We start from the raw sequence: 17,081 nt of genomic DNA, 5'->3' as shown, positions 1-17,081 counted from the left end.
CGCTGGGACCGCCGTACCGACACGATGGGGGCGGGCTGAGCGGCTCCGCCGGCTCAGTCTGGTGTCCGTCCTCAGTCAGGCGCGTCGAGAAGGCCCGCCTCGCACAGGCTGGCCATTGCCCCTCGTACGTCATTGCTGTCGAAGAGGCGACGTTTGCGGGGGCTCCACTGAGCCACCTCCACGGCGATGTCCTCGTAGCCGAACCGGCCGTTCCGACGTGCGGTGAGGTAATGGACGGTGCTCAGCAACTCCAGGCCATCCGGGTACTCATAGCCGAACACTGCTCTCGCCACCTTGAGCCAAGAGCGCCGGAACAAGTGATCCTCGGCGAGAATCCGCTCCGCCTCGTCGGCCGCGGGCAGCAGGCGTAGGTCCGCCCGCGCGCCTCCGGTGCCGTCGCCGAAACCGATCAGATAGTGCCCTTCCATGACCGAGACATCGCGGTTCAGGTCGGATGAGAAGGGACCATAATGACCGGCTTCAAAGCGATACCCCAAGTCGAGCCCTGTGCCCTGAAGAAGGTACGCCACCTTGTGGGCCTCCAACAGCGACGTGTTGGAATCAACGGCCACCCCTGCCTCGAAGGCCGTCTCCGCGTAGCGGCGTAGCCCCGCCAGCAACCGCGCCCGGCTCAGCGTATCGGTGGCCACCGACAGCGGGTTCGTGCGCGTTCTCAGGCGGGCCGCTCGGCAGAGGGAGAGGATGGCGGAGGACGCCTGGTGCCCTACTCAGCGAAGAAGTTGAATTCCCCATTGCGGACGCCGGCGAGGAAGGCCTCCCATTCGGCCCGGGTGTAGACGATCACTTCGGCGTCGGGACGCCGGCTGTGGCGGACGGCGACTCGGTCCGTCCCGTCCCTCAGCGGCCCGGCCTCGACACAGTTGCCGCCGTTGTTGGGACTGAAGGTGCTGATGTGCCATGCGAGTTCGGCGCGTTCTTGAGGGGAGAGTTCTGCCGGCGTTTGTGACCCGCTCATCGCCATTCCTCTGCTAGTGCCGAGATCAGGTTGAGTGACTCGGCCGGTCCAAGGGCCAAGGACTCGTGTCCAGCGTACGTTCGTGTAAACCGTTCGGTCTTGGGCGATTCAACGTAGATGGCACCTGCCATCGTTTCGGTGTACGCCACAGTCGGGAACGGCTCGGGCAACTCGAAGATCTCGAATGTTCCGTAGGTGCCCGCTGGCGTGCCCGCGTTGAACGGGAGCACTCGGATGTCCACTGCGGGCATGGCGCAACAGCGAGCGAGGTGGCTGAGTTGCTCCGCCATGACCTGCGCGTCACCGATCTGGTGGCGCAGCACCGCCTCGTCCAGCACAGCCGTCAGATGAGGTGGGCCGTCGCCCTTCAGCACTTGCTGACGGTTCATGCGCATTTCGTGCCAGCGCTTGATCTGCTCAGGCGTGGCATCGGTGTCGTTGATCCGGATCACCGTCTCGGCGTACTGGGGTGTTTGGAGTAGGCCAGGGATCACGATGGCGGCGAACGAGCGTATGTGGGCGGCTCGGGATTCCAGCCAGGCGTAGTCGATCAGCGCCCCCGCGACGTCGGTGGCGTAGCCGTCCCACCAGCCCTTTTGCCAGACGTCCTGGCTGAGCGTCATCAGCGATTCGCGTTGCTGCCGGTCGGAGATGCCGTACAGGTCCAGCAAGGCCAGAAGGTCCGGGCGACGGATCGGGTAGAAGCCCGACTCGAACCGGCTCACCGTCCCCGGGTCTCGCTGGAGATACTCGGCGACCTCTTTGATCATCAAGCCGCTCTCATCGCGCAGTTCGCGCAGTTGCTGTCCGAGCCACTGGGAGCGCAATGTCGCGCGTTGCCGTTCGGCCACGTCAGACTCCGTTCCTCGCCCTGCGACACGCTCTCGCAAGAATCTTGGTGAACAACTTGTTCAACTACGGACCGGGTGCGAGTATGCAAACTGTAGACCATGTGTCACGGTCTGTGCTTGGTGATCAAGGAAAGGCCGGGACGGATCTCGCTTGGCGGCAACGTCCGTCCCGGCCAGGGCGCTCGGAAAGGGAGTATCCGGATGGATGACGTCCACGGGTCCGAACAGGTGCCTGTCTACCACGCCGAGGTGGCGGAGTGGGCCGTGAAGCTCGGCGGGGGTGTGGCGCCCAGGCTGTTCGCGCTGGTGCGGAATGACTTCGGAGAGGACGAGAGGGGCGAGGAGGAGCTCGTCGCGTACGGGATCGCCTTGCCGGACGGGTCGGCTGTGACCGTGCCGCTGCGGGGGCGCGGGTTCGGGTGGTGGCTCACTCCGGGGAGCGCGTCGAGGCGGACGTTCTCGGAGCTGGTCTGGCTGTCGTCGTCTAAGTGAGGCCGGGCGTGCGAAGCCCCCGGACCCGTGGCGGGTCCGGGGGCCTTCGGGGAGGCGCGTCAGTAGGACGGCTGGCTGGGGTCGATCTGGTTGACCCAGGCCAGGACGCCGCCGCCGACGTGGACGGCGTCGGCGAAGCCGGCGTTCTTCACGACGGCGAGGGCCTCGGCGGAGCGCACGCCCGACTTGCAGTGCAGGACGATCTTCTTGTCCTGCGGGAGGCGCTCCAGCGCGGACCCGTTCAGGAACTCGCCCTTCGGGATCAGCGTCGCGCCCGGGATCGAGACGATCTCGTACTCGTTGGGCTCGCGGACGTCCACGAGGAAGATGTCCTCGTTCCGGTCCTGCATGCCCTTGAGGTCGAGGACGGTGATCGTGGAGTCCTTGGCGGCCTCGGTGGCCTCCTCGGACACCGCGCCGCAGAACGCCTCGTAGTCCTCCAGCAGCTCGGTCTGCGTCGGGTTCTTGCCGCACAGCGGGCACTCGGGGTCCTTGCGGACCTTGACCGAGCGGTAGGTCATCTCGAGGGCGTCGTAGATCATCAGCCGGCCGACGAGCGGCTCGCCGATGCCGGTCAGGAGCTTGATCGCCTCGTTGACCTGGATGGACCCGATGGAAGCGCACAGGACGCCGAGGACGCCCCCCTCGGCGCAGGAGGGGACCATGCCGGGCGGCGGCGGCTCGGGGTAGAGGCAGCGGTAGCAGGGGCCGTGCTCGGCCCAGAACACCGACGCCTGGCCGTCGAACCGGTAGATCGAACCCCACACGTACGGCTTGCCCAGCAGGACGGCCGCGTCGTTCACCATGTAGCGGGTGGCGAAGTTGTCGGTGCCGTCCAGGATCAGGTCGTACCCGGAGAAGATCTCCATGATGTTGTCGCGGTCGAGCGCGGTGTTGTGCACGACCACGTCGATCAGCGGGTTGATCTCGCGGACCGTCTCGGCCGCCGACTCGACCTTCGGCATGCCGAGGGACGACTGCCGGTGGATGATCTGCCGCTGCAGGTTGGACTCGTCCACGACGTCGAAGTCGATGACGCCGAGGGTGCCCACTCCGGCGGCGGCGAGGTAGAGCAGGGCGGGGGAGCCGAGCCCGCCGGCGCCCACGACCAGGACCTTGGCGTTCTTGAGGCGCTTCTGCCCGGACATGCCCACGTCGGGGATGATCAGGTGCCGCGAGTAGCGGTTGACCTCGTCGCGGGTGAGCTCCGCTGCGGGCTCGACCAGAGGTGGCAACGACACGGTGGGTGCTCCTGTGCTGACGCTCGGCTGTGAGTGAGGGCAGGACGTCGCTGTCCTCACCCCGACACAACCTTGCCATGTCCCGCGGCATTCCCCGTAGCCGCCCGCCCGGCCACGAGACGCCCACGTCGGCGGGCGTTGCGGAATGAATCATGGCGAAACGGGCACTGGTCGGACGCGGAGCCGGTCGACGGAACCGACTCGCGGGTGATGAGAGGTGACGGGTGATGGCGTTCTTCAAGCGTTTCTCGCAGAACCGTGCGGGCGGCGGTGCCGCCGAGTCGCGGCGGAGGCCGAGCCTCCGGGAGCGGCGGGCGCGCAGGGAGACCCGAGAGGCCGAAGCCAGGCTCCTGGAGACCGAGGCCCGCATCCACGAGGAGGCGGACCGCATCCGCCGTGACATCCGGAGCACCGCATAGCCCGTGACTCAGCGGGCATGGAGCGGACCCCAACGAGTTGCAAAAAGGACTCGCATACAGAAGGAGGAGCCATGAGCTTCCTCGACAAGCTGAAGAACAAGGTGCAGAAGGCGAAGGGGCGGGGCAAGGAGGAGGCCGGGCGGCAGTCCGGCGACCCCTACCTGGAGGCCGAGGGTCGCAAGGACCGCGCCTCCGGCGGCGCCAAGCAGGTCGGCGAGCAGGCCAAGGACGCCGCCAGGGAGGCCCGCCGGACCTTCAGGTCCTGACCGTCGCGGCTGGGAGGAGGGGCGCCTTACCCGGTTGGCAGGGCGGAATGTCGTGAAGCACAGTTAATCTTGACTGTTGTGGCATTCCTGCCCCCCTCCCAGCAGCCGCCCCCGCCGCGGCCTCCCCATGCGAGCCCGCCGCCGCGGCCACCGCACGCGAACCCGCCGGGCCCTTCTCATGCGAGCCCGCAGCAGCCCCCTTACGCAGGCCCCCCGCCTTACACGAGCCCCTCGCGGCCGCCCTACGCCGGGCCCCCGCAGCCCCCGCCGATGGGCCGGCCGCCGCGCAACCCGCTGACGGTGCTGGGGCTGACCGGGCGCCAGTGGATGACGGTGGCCCTCGTCGTCGGCTGCTGCTACCTCGTCACCACCGGCATCGCCATGGTCGGCGGCTGGGCCACGTTCCACCGCGAGCCCACGAGCGCCGAGCTCCAGGTCGCGGCGAACAACGAGGTCGCGCGCCGCTGGCAGGCGTGGCCCGCGAGCCGCATCTTCCCCGAGCGGGTCACGTACCAGCCGGTCGGCGACCACAGCGAGTACGCGTCCCGGACGGGCATCGTCCCCGACAGCGGCTGCGCCCAGGCCGTCGACGAGGAGCTCGTGGCGACGCTCGCCAAGTACGGGTGCCGGGCCGTCCTGCGCGCCACCTACGTCGACCAGTTGCAGGGCGTCGTCGTCACCATCGGTGTCGTCGCGTTCCCCGACCCGTGGAAGGCCGACCGCGCCTACAAGGAACTGCCGGGCTCCCTCGGCCCGAACGACGGGGAGGGCACGGCGCGGCCCGCACTGCACGCCGCAGGTTTCCCGGGGACGGCGTCCGCCAAGTTCACCGACGAGGCCCGGCAGGCGCGGACGATCGACCGCGGCGGGCCGTACGTCGTGCTGACGACGGCGGGCCAGTCCGATGGCCGTCCCGCGTCCGCGATCAAGAAGGAGCGGCCGGGCGACCTGTTCACGGTGGCGCCGCAGATCGGCCACGCGATCGCGCGGTCGCTCTCCGCCAAGGCACTGCCCGACTGCGAGGACCCGGAGTGGCAGTGCTGACCCGGACGTCGTCCGCCGGCGGGGCGGCGGCGCGGGCGCGGACGGGCGCCGTCCTGCTGGCGGGAGCGCTGGCCGGGAGCTGGCTCGTGCCCGTCCCGGCGCACGCCGACCTTGTCCGCGACCGGCAGCGGCCCATCCTGAAACTTCTCGGCATGGAGGCCGCCTGGAAGGTCACCAAGGGCGCCGGGGTGAACGTCGCCGTCGTCGACTCGGGCGTCGACCCGAACCAGGCGGACCTGCGCGGCAAGGTCGTCACCGGGCCCAACATGATCGCCTCGACTGACCGGGGGGCGAGGCCCGCGCGGCTGCACGGCACCGGGATGGCGTCGCTGATCGCCGGGCACGGCCACGGCGCGGGCGGCCGCTCCGGGATCGTCGGGGTGGCCCCGCAGGCGCGCATCCTCGCCGTCCGGGCGATCAGCGAGCCGGAGGACGCCGGCTACATCCGCTACCAGCGGTCGGAGGCGGCCAAGAGCTCGGTGGCGCGCGGCATCCGCTGGGCCGCCGACCACGGCGCCGACGTCATCAACCTCTCGCTCGGCCGCGAAGAGGAGGCGCCGGACGAGCGCGAGGCCGTCGGCTACGCCATCGGCAAAGGCGTCGTGGTGGTGTCGGCGGTCGGCAACGACGGCGACAAGGACCGCCTGCTGGACGGGGACGGGTTCGCCCCGTACTCCTACCCGGCGTCCTACCCCGGCGTCATCGCGGTCGCGGCCACCATGCCCGACCACACCCGCGCGCCGTTCTCCAACCGCAACTACTCGGTGGTGCTGTCCGCGCCGGGCGTCGGCCTGCCCGTCGCGGGCCCCGGCGGCCGGTACTTCATCAGCGACGGCACCAGCGACGCCAGCGCGGTCGTCTCCGGGATCGCCGCGCTGATCCGCGCGAAGCACCCCGACATGGCGCCCGCGCTGGTGTCGCAGGCACTGGTCCAGAGCGCCCGGAGCGGGCCGAAGGGCGACTACGACCCGGAGATCGGGTTCGGCGTGGTGCACGCGGCCCGCGCCTTGTCGGCTGCGGACTCGATCGCGCCGGCGCGTTCGGGGCCCGCGAAGGGCAAGCCCGCCGGGCAGCGGTTCGGCGCGGACGATCCGGGGCCGGTGAAGGTCATCGACCGCCCCGCCTGGGTCACCTGGATGGTCGTCGCGATCCTGGTGCTCGGCCTCGGCGGGACGGCCGGCGCCGGTGCGATCTTCCTCACGCTCCGGCGGCGCTACCCCAAGCCGGCGGACGGCCCGCCCCCCGGCCCGCCGGGCGAACCGCCGCACCCGCCGCCGCGCCCGCCCTACGTCGCGCCTGGACGAACAGGCCCGCAGGGGCCGCAAGGGCCACCGCAGGGGCAGCAGGGACCACCGGGACCGCAAGGACGGCCGACGCCGCCGGGGCGGCAGGGAGCCCCGGGCGGACCGTCCTTCGCGCCCCCGTCCTGACCCGGCTTCGGCTACGCTCCGCTGCGTGTCGCGCGCCGAGATCTCCGCCCCGGGCACCGAGCCGGAACCCGCCTCCGGCGAGCCGCGCGACGGATGGCGGGTGTCGCGCCGGACGGCCGCGCTGGTCGCGGGCTCCGCGTGCGCGACGGTGCTCGTCGTCGCCGGCGTGCGGCTGTCGGCGGAGCTGACCCGCGGCCCGACGCCCACCGAGGTCTCCGCCGCCGCGGCGGCGGAGACGGCGGGCCGCTACCGCACCTGGCCCGCCGGGCGGATCTTCCCCACCGAGATCCCGTACACGCTCGGCCAGTCGTCCCCGGAGTCGGCCGGACGCGTCGGGATCGGCACCGACGTCCGCTGCGAGACCGCCGCCGACGACCCGCTCGCCCGGTCCCTCACGTCCCGCGGCTGCCGCGCCGTCCTGCGCGCCACCTACCTCGACCAGGCACAGGGGCTCGTGGTGACGGTCGGCGTGGCGGTGTTCCCGGACGAGCGGTCCGCGCGCGGGGCCGTCGAGTGGTTCCCGGCCGGCGCTCCCCGTCCCGGCCTGCGGGCGCTGCCGTTGGCGGGCTCGGTGGCCGCCCGGTTCGACGACGCGGCCCGGCAGACGTCCGCCGCCGCCCAGCGCGGCCCGTACGTGGTCGCCGCGACGGCCGGGTACGCCGACGGGCGTCCCGCGCTGCGCGGCGCGCAGGCCGACCTGGCCGAACTCGCGCCGCAACTCGTGAGCGGCGTGCTCCGGCCGCTGGCCGAGCCCGCGAAGGTCCGGTGCGGCGACCAGGAGTGGCAGTGCTGAGACGGGCGGTGCTGGAACGGGCGGTGCTGAAGCGGGCGGTGCTGGAACGGGCGGTGCTGAAGCGGGCGGTGCTGGAACGGCCCGCCGCCGTGCTCGCCGCCGTGGCACTCGTCATGGCCCCCGCCCCCGCCGAGGCCGATCAGGTGCGCGACGCGGTCACGCCCGTCCTGGAGTCGCTGAACGTCCCGCGCGCCTGGACGATGGCGAAGGGCGGCGGCGTGACCGTCGCCGTCCTCGACTCGGGGGTGGACGCCGGCCAGGCCGACCTCGCCGGATCGGTCACCGCGGGTCCCGACCTGACGAACGGCGCCGGGCCGCCGGGGGCGCGGCCGAAGCGACTGCACGGCACCAACATGGCGTCCATCATCGCCGGGCACGGGCACGGCCCCGGCAACGCGCTGGGGATGATCGGCGTCGCGCCCGAGGCGCGGCTGCTGTCCCTGCGCGTGATCCTGGAACGTGACGAACCGGGATTCGCCGAGTTCACCGGCGCCGAGCGCTTCGCGGGGACGATCGCGGAGGGCATCCGGTACGCGGTCGACCACGGCGCCGACGTGATCAACCTGTCGCTGGGCCGCTCGTACCCGACGCCGCGCGAGCGGGAGGCCGTCGCGTACGCGATCCGCCGCAACGTGGTCGTGGTCGCCGCGGCGGGCAACGGGGGAGCCGACCGGACGGCCAAGCGCGGCGGCCACACCAGGTACTCCTATCCGGCGTCCTTCCCCGGTGTGATCTCCGTCGCCGCCGTGGACGCGCAGGGCGGGCACGCCGGGTTCTCCAACCGCAACTCCGGCGTCGTCGTGTCCGCGCCCGGCGTGCAGGTCATCGGCGCCGGCCCGGACGGCGGCTACTGGATCGGCGACGGGACGAGCCCCGCGACCGCGTTCGTCTCCGGCATCGCCGCGCTCATCAGGTCGCGGCACCCGGGCCTCGCGCCGGCGCTGGTCACGCAGGCGATCGTGGCCAGCACCCGGAACCGTCCGGCGAGCGGCTACGACCGCGCGGTCGGCTTCGGGCTGGTCGACGCCGCCGCCGCGCTGACCGCGTCCGACGGCCTCGCGGGCGCCCGGATGAGCGGCGCGGGCCTGCCGGCCGACCGCCGGTTCGCGGACGGGCCCGTCCGCCCGGTCCCGGTGGTGCACCGTTCGGGCGGGCTGGTCTTCGCCTACGTGCTGGTCTGCGCGCTGGCACTGGCCGGCCTGACGGGCGCGGCCGTGTGCCTGCGCGGCGCCCCGCGCGATCCGGGAGAATCGTCGGATGTGGTCTGAGCCTGACGAGTACGCCGAGGCGGTGCTGGACGCGGTGGAGCGCATCCCGCCGGGCCGCGTCCTGTCCTACGGCGACGTGGCGGAGCTGGTCGGACGGGGCGGGCCGCGGCAGGTCGGGCGGGTCATGTCCCTGTACGGGGGCGCCGTCCCGTGGTGGCGGGTGATCCGCGCGGACGGCAGCCCGCCGCGCTGCCACGAGGGACGCGCCCACGAGCACTACCGCGCCGAGGGCACCCCGCTGCGCCCGGACGGCCGCCGCGTCGACATGGGACGGGCCCGCTGGCCGGGACCGTCCTGAGCCGGCGGGCTGTGGTCTTTCTCCTTGGCGACATGCGTGCGTTGTGGTCAGATCCGTCCCGGTGATCTGTTCCAATGAACTGTTGTGCCCTCTGGTTCCTACCGTCTCGTGCGCCGCGCCGGTCCCGCGCGGACCGTCCCGCCCGTGCTCGACGAGCAGCAGCGGCGGGTCGTCGAGCACGCCGGCGGGCCGATGCTGGTGCTGGCGGGGCCGGGCACCGGGAAGACGACGACGATCGTCGAGGCGGTCGTCGACCGCATCGAGAACCGGGGCGTGGATCCCGAGCGCGTCCTCGTCCTGACGTTCAGCCGGAAGGCGGCGGGGGAGCTGCGGGAGCGGATCACCGGCCGCCTGCACCGGACGACGCGCACGCCGCTCGCCCTCACCTTCCACAGCTACGCCTATGCGCTGCTCAGGCGCGACGCCGTGCTGAACGAAGAGCCCGCGCCGCGGCTGTTGTCCGGGCCAGAGCAGCTTCTGGAAGTGCGCCGGTTGCTGGAAGGGGAGCTGGCGGACGGGGCACGGGACTGGCCGGAGCGCTTGAGGGCCGCCTTGGCGACGCGTGGGTTCGCCGAAGAACTGCGTGACTTCACCTTGCGGGCCGTTGAGCGTCAGTACGCCGCGGAAGACCTGGTCGCGTTGGGACGCATGCGCGGGCGCGACGACTGGTCAGCCATCGGCGGGTTCATGGACAGGTACGTCGACCGCTTCCTGCTCGATCCGGTCCCCACCTACGACTACGGCGAGCTCATCCACATGGCCGCGGGCATGCTCGCGGAGGAGGAAGTGCGGATCAGGGAGCGGGACGCCTACGACGGGGTGTTCGTGGACGAGTACCAGGACACCGACCCCGCGCAAGAGGCTCTCCTGCACCACCTCGCCGGGGAAGGACGCGACCTCGTCGTGGTGGGTGATCCGGATCAGTCGATCTATGGGTTCCGTGGCGCTGATGTAAGGGGGATCCAGGAGTTCCCCAACCGCTTCCTCACGCTGGACGGCGAACCCGCGCCCGTGGTGGCGCTGCGGACGTGCCGCCGTATGGGGCCGGAGATCCTGGCAGCCTCCCGTCGTATCGCCCGCCGGTTGCCCGCAGGGTCGGCCGGTGCCGCCGAGCATCGCGCACTGCACCCGGTAGAGGAACTGGACGACGGCGAAGTGCGAGCCGTCATCGCCGACTCCGAGAGCCAGGAGTCGGCGTTGGTGGCCGACGAGTTGCGTCGTGCCCATCTGCTGGACGGCGTGCCCTGGTCGCGTATGGCCGTCCTGGTGCGCAGCGCCATACGCCAGGTTCCGGTGCTTCGGCGTGCGCTCGCCCAAGCCGGTGTGCCGGTGGTCGTCGCGGGTGATGAGGTTCCGCTGGTCGCGGAGCCTGCCGTCCGGCCCTTCCTGGTTCTGCTCAGGGCCGCGTTGAAGAAGGGTTTCCTTGACGAGGTCGTTGCGGAAGACCTTCTGACGGGGCCGCTGGGCGGCGCCGATGCACTGGCCATGCGGCGGCTCAAGCGGGCGCTGCGCGACCTGGAGGAGTTGTCGGGCGGGGACCGTCCGCTAGGGGAGCTTCTGATCGCGGCGGTCAACGACCCTCGTGAGCTGATACTCGTCCATGAGCGGGTGCGGGCGCCTGCCGAACGGATCGCGCATCTGATCGAGGTGGCGCGGCGGTCCGTCCACGACGGCGGTACCGCGGAGGACGTGCTGTGGGCCGTGTGGCAGGAGAGCGGGCAGGCCGACGTCCTGCTGGAGCAGAGCGTCAAGGGCGGGACGCGGGGCGCGGCGGCCGACCGCGACCTCGACGCCGTCGTGGCCCTGTTCGACCATGCGGCACGGTTCGTCGACCGGCTTCCCCAGGCGGGGCCGGAGCTGTTCGTCGACAACATCGCCTCGCAGGAGATCGCCGGTGACACGCTGGCCGAGCAGGCGCCGGAGGGCGAGGCGGTCCGCATCCTCACCGCACACCGCTCCAAGGGGCTGGAATGGGACGTGGTGGTGGTCGCCGGCGTCCAGGAGGGCGTCTGGCCCGATGTCCGCCTGCGCGGTTCGCTCCTGGGCGTCGAGGAACTCGTCGAACACGCCGCCGGGGCCGAGCCAGAAGGCGACGCCGCGGCCGGCGCCTCCATGGCCGCCAAGATGCTCGACGAAGAACGACGGCTCTTCTATGTGGCGGTGACGCGCGCGCGCAAGCGTCTTGTCGTGACTGCCGTCGGAGGCGACGACACCGAAGAACGGCCGTCACGGTTCCTGAACGAGCTCCTTCCGGGCGCCATCGAGCAATCGCAACTGGACGAGAAGACACGATGGCTGTCGCTGTCCGCCCTGGTCGCGGACCTGCGTTCGGTGGTCGCGGACCCGTCCCGTCCCGAACCGCTGAGGCGCGCCGCCGCCGGGCACCTGGCACGCCTCGCGCGCGCGGGCGTGCGGGGCGCGAAACCGGAGAACTGGTACGCCATCACCGCGCTGTCCGACCCCGGGCCCGCGTTCGCCGACGACGAGCAGATCACCATCTCCCCGTCCCAGGTCGAGGCGTTCACCACCTGCGGGCTGCGCTGGCTGCTCGCCTCGGCCGTCGGCGCGCAGGAGGGCGGCCCCAACGAGTACAGCACGATGGGCAAGGTCATCCACGCGGTCGCCGAGATGGCGGGCGACGACGACGGGATCGACGAGGTCCACGTCGCCGAACGGCTCGACGAGATCTGGAACGACCTGGAGTTCCGCAGCTCCTGGTACTCGGAGAAGCAGCGCGACCAGGCCGCCAGGATGGTCGACAAGTTCCTCGGCTGGCACCGCGACAACCCCAACGAGGTCGTCGCGCTGGAGGAGTCGTTCAAGGTCGACCTCGGCCGCGTCGTCATCAAGGGCCGCATCGACCGCGCCGAACGCGACGAGCAGGGCCGCGCCGTCATCATCGACATCAAGACGTCCTCCACCGCCGTCCCGAAGGACGAGCTGGCGCGGCACCCGCAGCTCGGCGTCTACCAGTACGCGGTGATGCTCGGCGCGTTCGAGCGGCACGGGCTGATCGAGCCCGGCGGCGCCAAGCTCATCCAGGTCGGCAAGGCCGCGTTCGCCGCGAAGGCGCGCGAGCAGGAGCAGCCGCCGCCCGCCGAGGACGCCGACCCCGAGTGGCCGAAGAAGCTCGTCGAGATCGTCGCGACCGGCATGGCGAGCGACGTCTTCCAGGCGCGGGCGAACGACAAGTGTCGCACCTGTCCCGTACGCTCCTGCTGCCCCGTCCATGACGAGGGCGGCCAGGTCGGAGAATGAGAAGCTGATCGACTAGCTCGGGGGGAGTGGGGTGATCACGCCGGGAGAGCTGGCCCGGCTGCTGGAGATCCCGGAGCCGACGGAGGAGCAGGCCCGGGTGATCGAGGCGCCCATGGCGCCGATGGCGGTGATCGCGGGCGCCGGGTCCGGGAAGAGCGAGACGATGGCCGCGCGGGTGGTGTGGCTGGTCGCGAACGGCTTCGTCCGGCCGGAACGCGTCCTCGGGCTGACGTTCACCCGCAAGGCCGCCGCCGAGCTTGGCGTGCGCGTGCGCAAACGGCTCGACAAGCTCCGCGAGGTCCTGCCGGGGGACGAGCTCGACCGGCTGGGCGGCGAAGCCCTGTTCGACGGCGAGCCGATGGTGTCGACGTACCACTCGTACGCGGCGCGGCTCTTCGGCGACCACGCCCTGCGCGAGGCACTCGAACCCACCATGCGGCTGATCTCGCCCGCCGTCGCCTGGCAGATCTGCTCGCGGGTGGTCGACGCCTACAACGGGCCCATGGACCGCATCGACTGGCAGCCCGACACCGTCACCAAGGCCGTCATGGAACTGTCCGGCGACCTGGCGGAGCATCTGCGCACTGCCGAGGACGTCCGCAAGGTCGGCGCCTGGCTGGACGAGCGGCTGGCCGTCGTCAGGAAGCCGCTCAAGGCGCAGCGCGACATCCTCGCCAAGCACGCCGTCCGCGAGCAGCTCATGCCGCTGATCGACGCCTACGGGCGGGCCAAGGCCGACCGGGAGGTCATCGACCACGGCGACCAGATGGCGCTCGCCGCACGGATCGCCTACAAGCACCCCGAGGTCGGGATGATCGAGCGGTCCCGGTTCTCCGTCGTCCTGCTGGACGAGTACCAGGACACCAGCCAGGCGCAGCTCGTCCTGCTGCGCTCGCTGTTCGCGGGCGGGCACCCGGTGACGGCGGTGGGCGACCCCTGCCAGTCGATCTACGGGTGGCGGGGCGCGAGCGCCGGGAACCTGCTGCGCTTCGCCCACGACTTCCCGCTGCGGCCCGCGGCCTCCGGCGGGCGGCCCGTGCCGGCGCCCGTCGTCCAGCTGAGCCGGTCGTTCCGTAACGGGGAGAAGATCCTTGAGGCGGCGGCCCGGGTGCAGGAGGAGCTGCGCGCCGAGACGAAGGCCGTGCCGCGCCTCATCCCGGGCGCGGGCCGTGAAGGGCGCGGACGTGTCGAGTGCGCCCTGTTCCACACCGTCGAGGACGAAGCCGACCGCATCGCCGGGCGCATCGCCGGCCTCATGGCGGCCGACCCGCTGACGTCGCCCGACGGCGGCCCGCAGACCGAGCCGCTCCGGTACTCCGACGTCGCCGTCCTCGCCCGGAAACGGTCGCAGTTCCCGCTGATCAGGCGTGCGCTGGAGGCGCGCGGCATCCCGGTCGAGGTGGTCGGGCTCGGCGGGCTCCTCACCGTCCCCGAGGTGCAGGACGTCGTCGCGACGCTGCGGGTCATGCACGATCCGACCGCCGGAGCGTCCCTCGCCCGGCTGCTCACCGGCCCGCGCTGGCGCCTCGGCCCCCGCGACCTCGTCGTGCTCGGGCGGCGGGCCCGCACCCTGGCGCAGGAGTCCGCGCGGGACGTCACCCCACCGGAGCCGGCGCCCGGACCGGCGACGCCCGAACCGGTGGGGGCCGAACCGGTGGGGGCCGAACCGGTGGGGGCGGAGCCCGCGCCGGACGGGCATCAGCCGGACGCCGCCGACGACCCGCTCCGGCAGCTGGTCGGCGAGCTGAACCGGGAGACCGGGAGCCTGGTCGACGCGCTCGACGACCTCGGCTCGCCGGAGGGGTACTCGCCGGAGGGGTACCGGCGGCTGCGGCGCCTCCGCGACGAACTGCGCGGCCTGCGCGGCCAGGTCGGGCTGCCGCTGCCCGACCTCGTCAACGAGGTCGAGCGGGCGCTCGGCCTCGACATCGAGGTCGCCGCGCGGTCCGGGCTCGACCCCGTCACCGCCCGCGCCGACCTCGACGCCTTCATCGACGCCGCCGCCACGTTCGCGGGCGACGCCGAAGACCCGACGCTCGGCGCCTTCCTCGCCTACCTCAAGGCCGCCGAGACCGAGGAGTTCGGGCTGGAGGCCGGACGCGTCGGGGAGACCGACAGCGTCAAGCTCCTCACCGTCCACGCGTCCAAGGGCCTGGAGTGGCCCGTGGTCGTCGTGCCGGGCCTGTCGTACGTCCCGCAGAAGAACGGCGGCCCCGCCAAGGGGTCGATCTTCCCGTCCCCCCCGCAGAACGCCACCCGCTGGACGGCCAACCCGCGCGTCCTGCCGTTCATGCTGCGCGGCGACCGCGCCGACCTGCCCTCGCTGACCGGCCTGGAGAAGGACGACCTCGCCGCCTTCGACCAGGCGTGCTCCGAACGCGACCTGCGCGAGGAGCGGCGGCTCGCGTACGTCGCGGTCACCCGCGCGTCCAGCCTGCTCATCACCACCGGCTACTGGTGGGGGGCGTCGGGACGCCCGCTCGGGCCGTCGCCGTTCCTGGAGGAGGTGCGCGCGGTCTGCGTGGCGGGGGCCGGATCGGTCGCCGCCTGGACCGACCCCCCGGAGGAGGGCGCCGCCAACCCGCTGCTCGCCGACCCCGAGGAGGCGCAGTGGCCCGCCGCGCCCGGCGAACGCGGCCAGTCCGACATCACCGGCCGTGAACGGTACGAGGCGGTCGTCGAGGCGGCCCGCATGGTCGAGGGCGAGATGGCCGGGCGGACGCGGCACTGGGCCGGCGACACCGGGTTGTCCGACGCCGACCGCGGCCGCATGACCGCGTGGGCGCGCGACGTCGAACTCCTGCTCGCCGAACGCGACCGGGGGCGCGGCGGCGACGGGCTGCTCGTCGAACTGCCCGCGCACCTGTCGGTGTCGTCGCTGGTGTCGCTGGCGCGCGACCCGGCGGCGCTGGCCCGGCAGATCCGCCGTCCCATGCCGCGCCCGCCCGCCCCCTACGCGCGGCGCGGCACCGCGTTCCACGCCTGGCTGGAGAGCCGCTGGGGGCAGCAGCGCCTCCTCGACCCGGACGAACTGCCCGGCGCCGCGGACGAGGGCGCCGTCGACGACTCGCATCTCGAGCGGCTCCGGTCGCGGTTCGAGGAGTCGGAGTGGGCGGCGCGCGAACCGCTCGACATCGAGGTGCCGTTCGAGACCATCATCGGCGACCGGCTGGTCCGGGGCCGGATGGACGCCGTCTTCCGGTCGCCGGGCGGCGGCTACGAGGTCGTCGACTGGAAGACGGGGTCACCTCCCTCCGGAGACGAGGCCCGGTTCGTGTCGGTGCAGCTCGCCGCGTACCGGCTGGCCTGGGCGGAACTGGCCGGGGTGGACGTCGCGGAGGTCAGCGCGGCGTTCCACTACGTCAGCGCCAACGTCACCGTCCGGCCCGCGGACCTCCTGGACGCGGTCGGGCTCGCGGCGCTGCTCGACGGCGTCCCCGCCGCGTGATCCTCGATGCGCCCTGTGGTGTGATTTGTCCCAAAACAGCGTGATGAGTCTCACTCACCTCTGGTCACCGTGCGTGCTTTCGGGGATGATCCGGGCAACCATCCGAGGGAGGCGACGTGACGGTTACCCACGACGAGAAGGTCGTACGGGAGTTCTCCAAGCAGGCGGCGGGCTTCGCCGACCCGAAACTGAACGTCGCGTTCACCCGCCATCTGGACCGGCTCGTCCACTTCATGGACCCGGAACTCGACCTTGAGGACGTCGTTCTGGAGGTCGCGGCCGGAACCGGCTTGGTGTCCCGCGCGATCGCGCACCGCGTCCGGCATGTGACCGCCCTGGACCTCACGCCCGCGATGCTCGCCGAAGGCAAGCGCGACGCCGACCACGCCGGCCTCATGAACATCACCTTCACGCGCGGCGACGCCACCGCGCTGCCGTACGTCGACCGTTCGTTCACCCTGGTCGCCACCCGTTTCTCGCTGCACCAGGTCGCCGACCCGGAGGCCGTGCTGAAGGAGATGGTCCGGGTCAGCCGGCCCGGCGCGGCGCTGATCATCGCCGACCTGATCCGTCCGGACGGCCTGGAAGGCGACCCGGACCGCATCGAGCGCCTGCGCGACCCGTCCCACGGCACCGCGCTCACCGAGTCGCGGATCGCCGAGCTCCTCACGGCGGCGGGCGCGGAGTGCAAGCGCGCCGACCGCTTCGACTACGTCCGCCCGCTCGACCCGTGGCTGGAGTTCTCGCAGACCCCGGACGACGCCGCCGCGCAGATAAGGCGGGAACTGGAGGACGAGCTGGCGGGCGGGCCCGCGACCGGCATGCGTCCGAGCGAGGTCGACGGCGTCCTGCACTTCACGCACTCGTACCTGTTCCAGCAGGCGATCGCCGGGTAACGTTTTCGACCAAACGTTCGACGCCGGTCGCTCATATGTTCTAGGTTGTCGAACATGGGTTCCAACACCGTGCGGTCCCTCGATCGCGAGCCCGCGGCGCTGGCGATGCGCATCGGCGTCGTCGCGGCCGAGGCCGCCCTCGCCGCCTTCGCCCGCCACCTCGACCTTGACGACCTTGAGGACGGCGTCGACTTCCAGGGCGCCATCGGCCCCGCCGAATGGCCGGTGTTCTCCCTCGTCATCGACACCCTCGCCGAGGCCGCGCCGGGCGACCGCCGCTCCCTGGACGAGCGGCGCGCCGACGCCCTCAACGACCTGGCCCGCATCTGCATGGCGGCCAAGAACCGGGGCGCGGCCTGACGGGGTTCGCGGCCAGGGGCGCGCGGCGCGGCCGACAGGGG

16 protein-coding genes are annotated in these 17,081 nt (G+C 72.2%); 12 read left to right on the top strand and 4 right to left on the bottom strand.

What is annotated here, in order from left to right; translation table 11 throughout:
- Positions 1–71: 71 nt before the first annotated feature.
- From SM418_RS01285 to SM418_RS01275, 3 genes are all read right to left on the bottom strand, one after another.
- Positions 72–650 (bottom strand): hypothetical protein, encoded by a 579-nt coding sequence (locus SM418_RS01285; RefSeq protein ID WP_371938753.1) that lies wholly within the window; start codon positions 648–650, stop codon positions 72–74.
- Between the two features lie 74 nt (positions 651–724).
- Entirely contained in the window at positions 725–976 is a 252-nt protein-coding gene (locus SM418_RS01280; RefSeq protein WP_371938754.1) for a DUF397 domain-containing protein, read from the bottom strand.
- Positions 973–1,827 carry a helix-turn-helix domain-containing protein gene (locus SM418_RS01275; protein ID WP_371938755.1) on the bottom strand — a complete coding sequence of 285 codons (855 nt, stop codon included), beginning with the start codon at positions 1,825–1,827 and terminating at the stop codon, positions 973–975. Before SM418_RS01275 ends, SM418_RS01280 begins: the two co-directional genes overlap by 4 nt.
- 117 nt (positions 1,828–1,944) lie before the next feature.
- Between SM418_RS01275 and SM418_RS01270 the strand changes: the two genes are divergently transcribed.
- Entirely contained in the window at positions 1,945–2,319 is a 375-nt protein-coding gene (locus SM418_RS01270; RefSeq protein WP_371938756.1) for a hypothetical protein, read from the top strand.
- 59 nt (positions 2,320–2,378) lie between these two features.
- On the opposite strand, the gene moeZ is transcribed toward SM418_RS01270, so the two are convergent.
- Positions 2,379–3,560 carry an adenylyltransferase/sulfurtransferase MoeZ gene (gene moeZ / locus SM418_RS01265; RefSeq protein WP_371938757.1) on the bottom strand — a complete coding sequence of 394 codons (1,182 nt, stop codon included), beginning with the start codon at positions 3,558–3,560 and terminating at the stop codon, positions 2,379–2,381.
- Between the two features lie 227 nt (positions 3,561–3,787).
- On the opposite strand from moeZ, the gene SM418_RS01260 reads away from it, so the two are divergent.
- The 11 genes from SM418_RS01260 (at position 3,788) to SM418_RS01210 (ending at position 17,040) form a co-directional block, all read left to right on the top strand.
- Entirely contained in the window at positions 3,788–3,979 is a 192-nt protein-coding gene (locus SM418_RS01260; protein WP_371938758.1) for a hypothetical protein, read from the top strand.
- Between the two features lie 71 nt (positions 3,980–4,050).
- A complete protein-coding gene (locus SM418_RS01255; protein WP_371938759.1) occupies positions 4,051–4,245 on the top strand; it encodes a CsbD family protein in 195 nt (64 codons plus the stop codon).
- A 270-nt stretch (positions 4,246–4,515) separates the two neighbouring features.
- A complete protein-coding gene (locus SM418_RS01250) occupies positions 4,516–5,289 on the top strand; it encodes a hypothetical protein (RefSeq protein ID WP_371938760.1) in 774 nt (257 codons plus the stop codon).
- Positions 5,277–6,719 carry a S8 family serine peptidase gene (locus SM418_RS01245; protein ID WP_371938761.1) on the top strand — a complete coding sequence of 481 codons (1,443 nt, stop codon included), beginning with the start codon at positions 5,277–5,279 and terminating at the stop codon, positions 6,717–6,719. The genes SM418_RS01250 and SM418_RS01245 overlap by 13 nt, the downstream gene beginning before the upstream one ends.
- 25 nt (positions 6,720–6,744) lie before the next feature.
- The gene (locus SM418_RS01240; protein ID WP_371938762.1) at positions 6,745–7,512 is read left to right on the top strand and encodes a hypothetical protein; all 768 of its coding nucleotides are present in this window, start codon (positions 6,745–6,747) and stop codon (positions 7,510–7,512) included.
- Positions 7,506–8,780 carry a S8 family serine peptidase gene (locus SM418_RS01235; protein ID WP_371938763.1) on the top strand — a complete coding sequence of 425 codons (1,275 nt, stop codon included), beginning with the start codon at positions 7,506–7,508 and terminating at the stop codon, positions 8,778–8,780. Before SM418_RS01240 ends, SM418_RS01235 begins: the two co-directional genes overlap by 7 nt.
- Complete coding sequence (locus SM418_RS01230) at positions 8,770–9,078, top strand: MGMT family protein (RefSeq protein WP_371938764.1); 309 nt, start codon at positions 8,770–8,772, stop codon at positions 9,076–9,078. Before SM418_RS01235 ends, SM418_RS01230 begins: the two co-directional genes overlap by 11 nt.
- A gap of 84 nt (positions 9,079–9,162) precedes the next feature.
- Positions 9,163–12,336 carry an ATP-dependent helicase gene (locus tag SM418_RS01225; RefSeq protein WP_371938765.1) on the top strand — a complete coding sequence of 1,058 codons (3,174 nt, stop codon included), beginning with the start codon at positions 9,163–9,165 and terminating at the stop codon, positions 12,334–12,336.
- Positions 12,337–12,367: 31 nt separating this feature from the next.
- Positions 12,368–15,784: an ATP-dependent helicase gene (locus SM418_RS01220; protein WP_371938766.1), complete on the top strand. Its 3,417-nt coding sequence runs from the start codon at positions 12,368–12,370 to the stop codon at positions 15,782–15,784.
- A 116-nt stretch (positions 15,785–15,900) separates the two neighbouring features.
- Entirely contained in the window at positions 15,901–16,680 is a 780-nt protein-coding gene (locus tag SM418_RS01215) for a class I SAM-dependent methyltransferase (RefSeq protein WP_371938767.1), read from the top strand.
- A gap of 54 nt (positions 16,681–16,734) precedes the next feature.
- On the top strand, positions 16,735–17,040 hold the full coding sequence (locus tag SM418_RS01210) for a hypothetical protein (RefSeq protein WP_371938768.1): 306 nt from the start codon (positions 16,735–16,737) through the stop codon (positions 17,038–17,040).
- Positions 17,041–17,081: the final 41 nt, after the last annotated feature.

Origin of the sequence: Actinomadura chokoriensis, assembly GCF_041463665.1 — a bacterium.
Taxonomy (GTDB): Bacteria; Actinomycetota; Actinomycetes; order Streptosporangiales; family Streptosporangiaceae; genus Spirillospora; species Spirillospora chokoriensis_A.
Note: the sequence above shows the minus strand (reverse complement) of the source record. Positions and strands in the feature narration are given on the sequence as shown.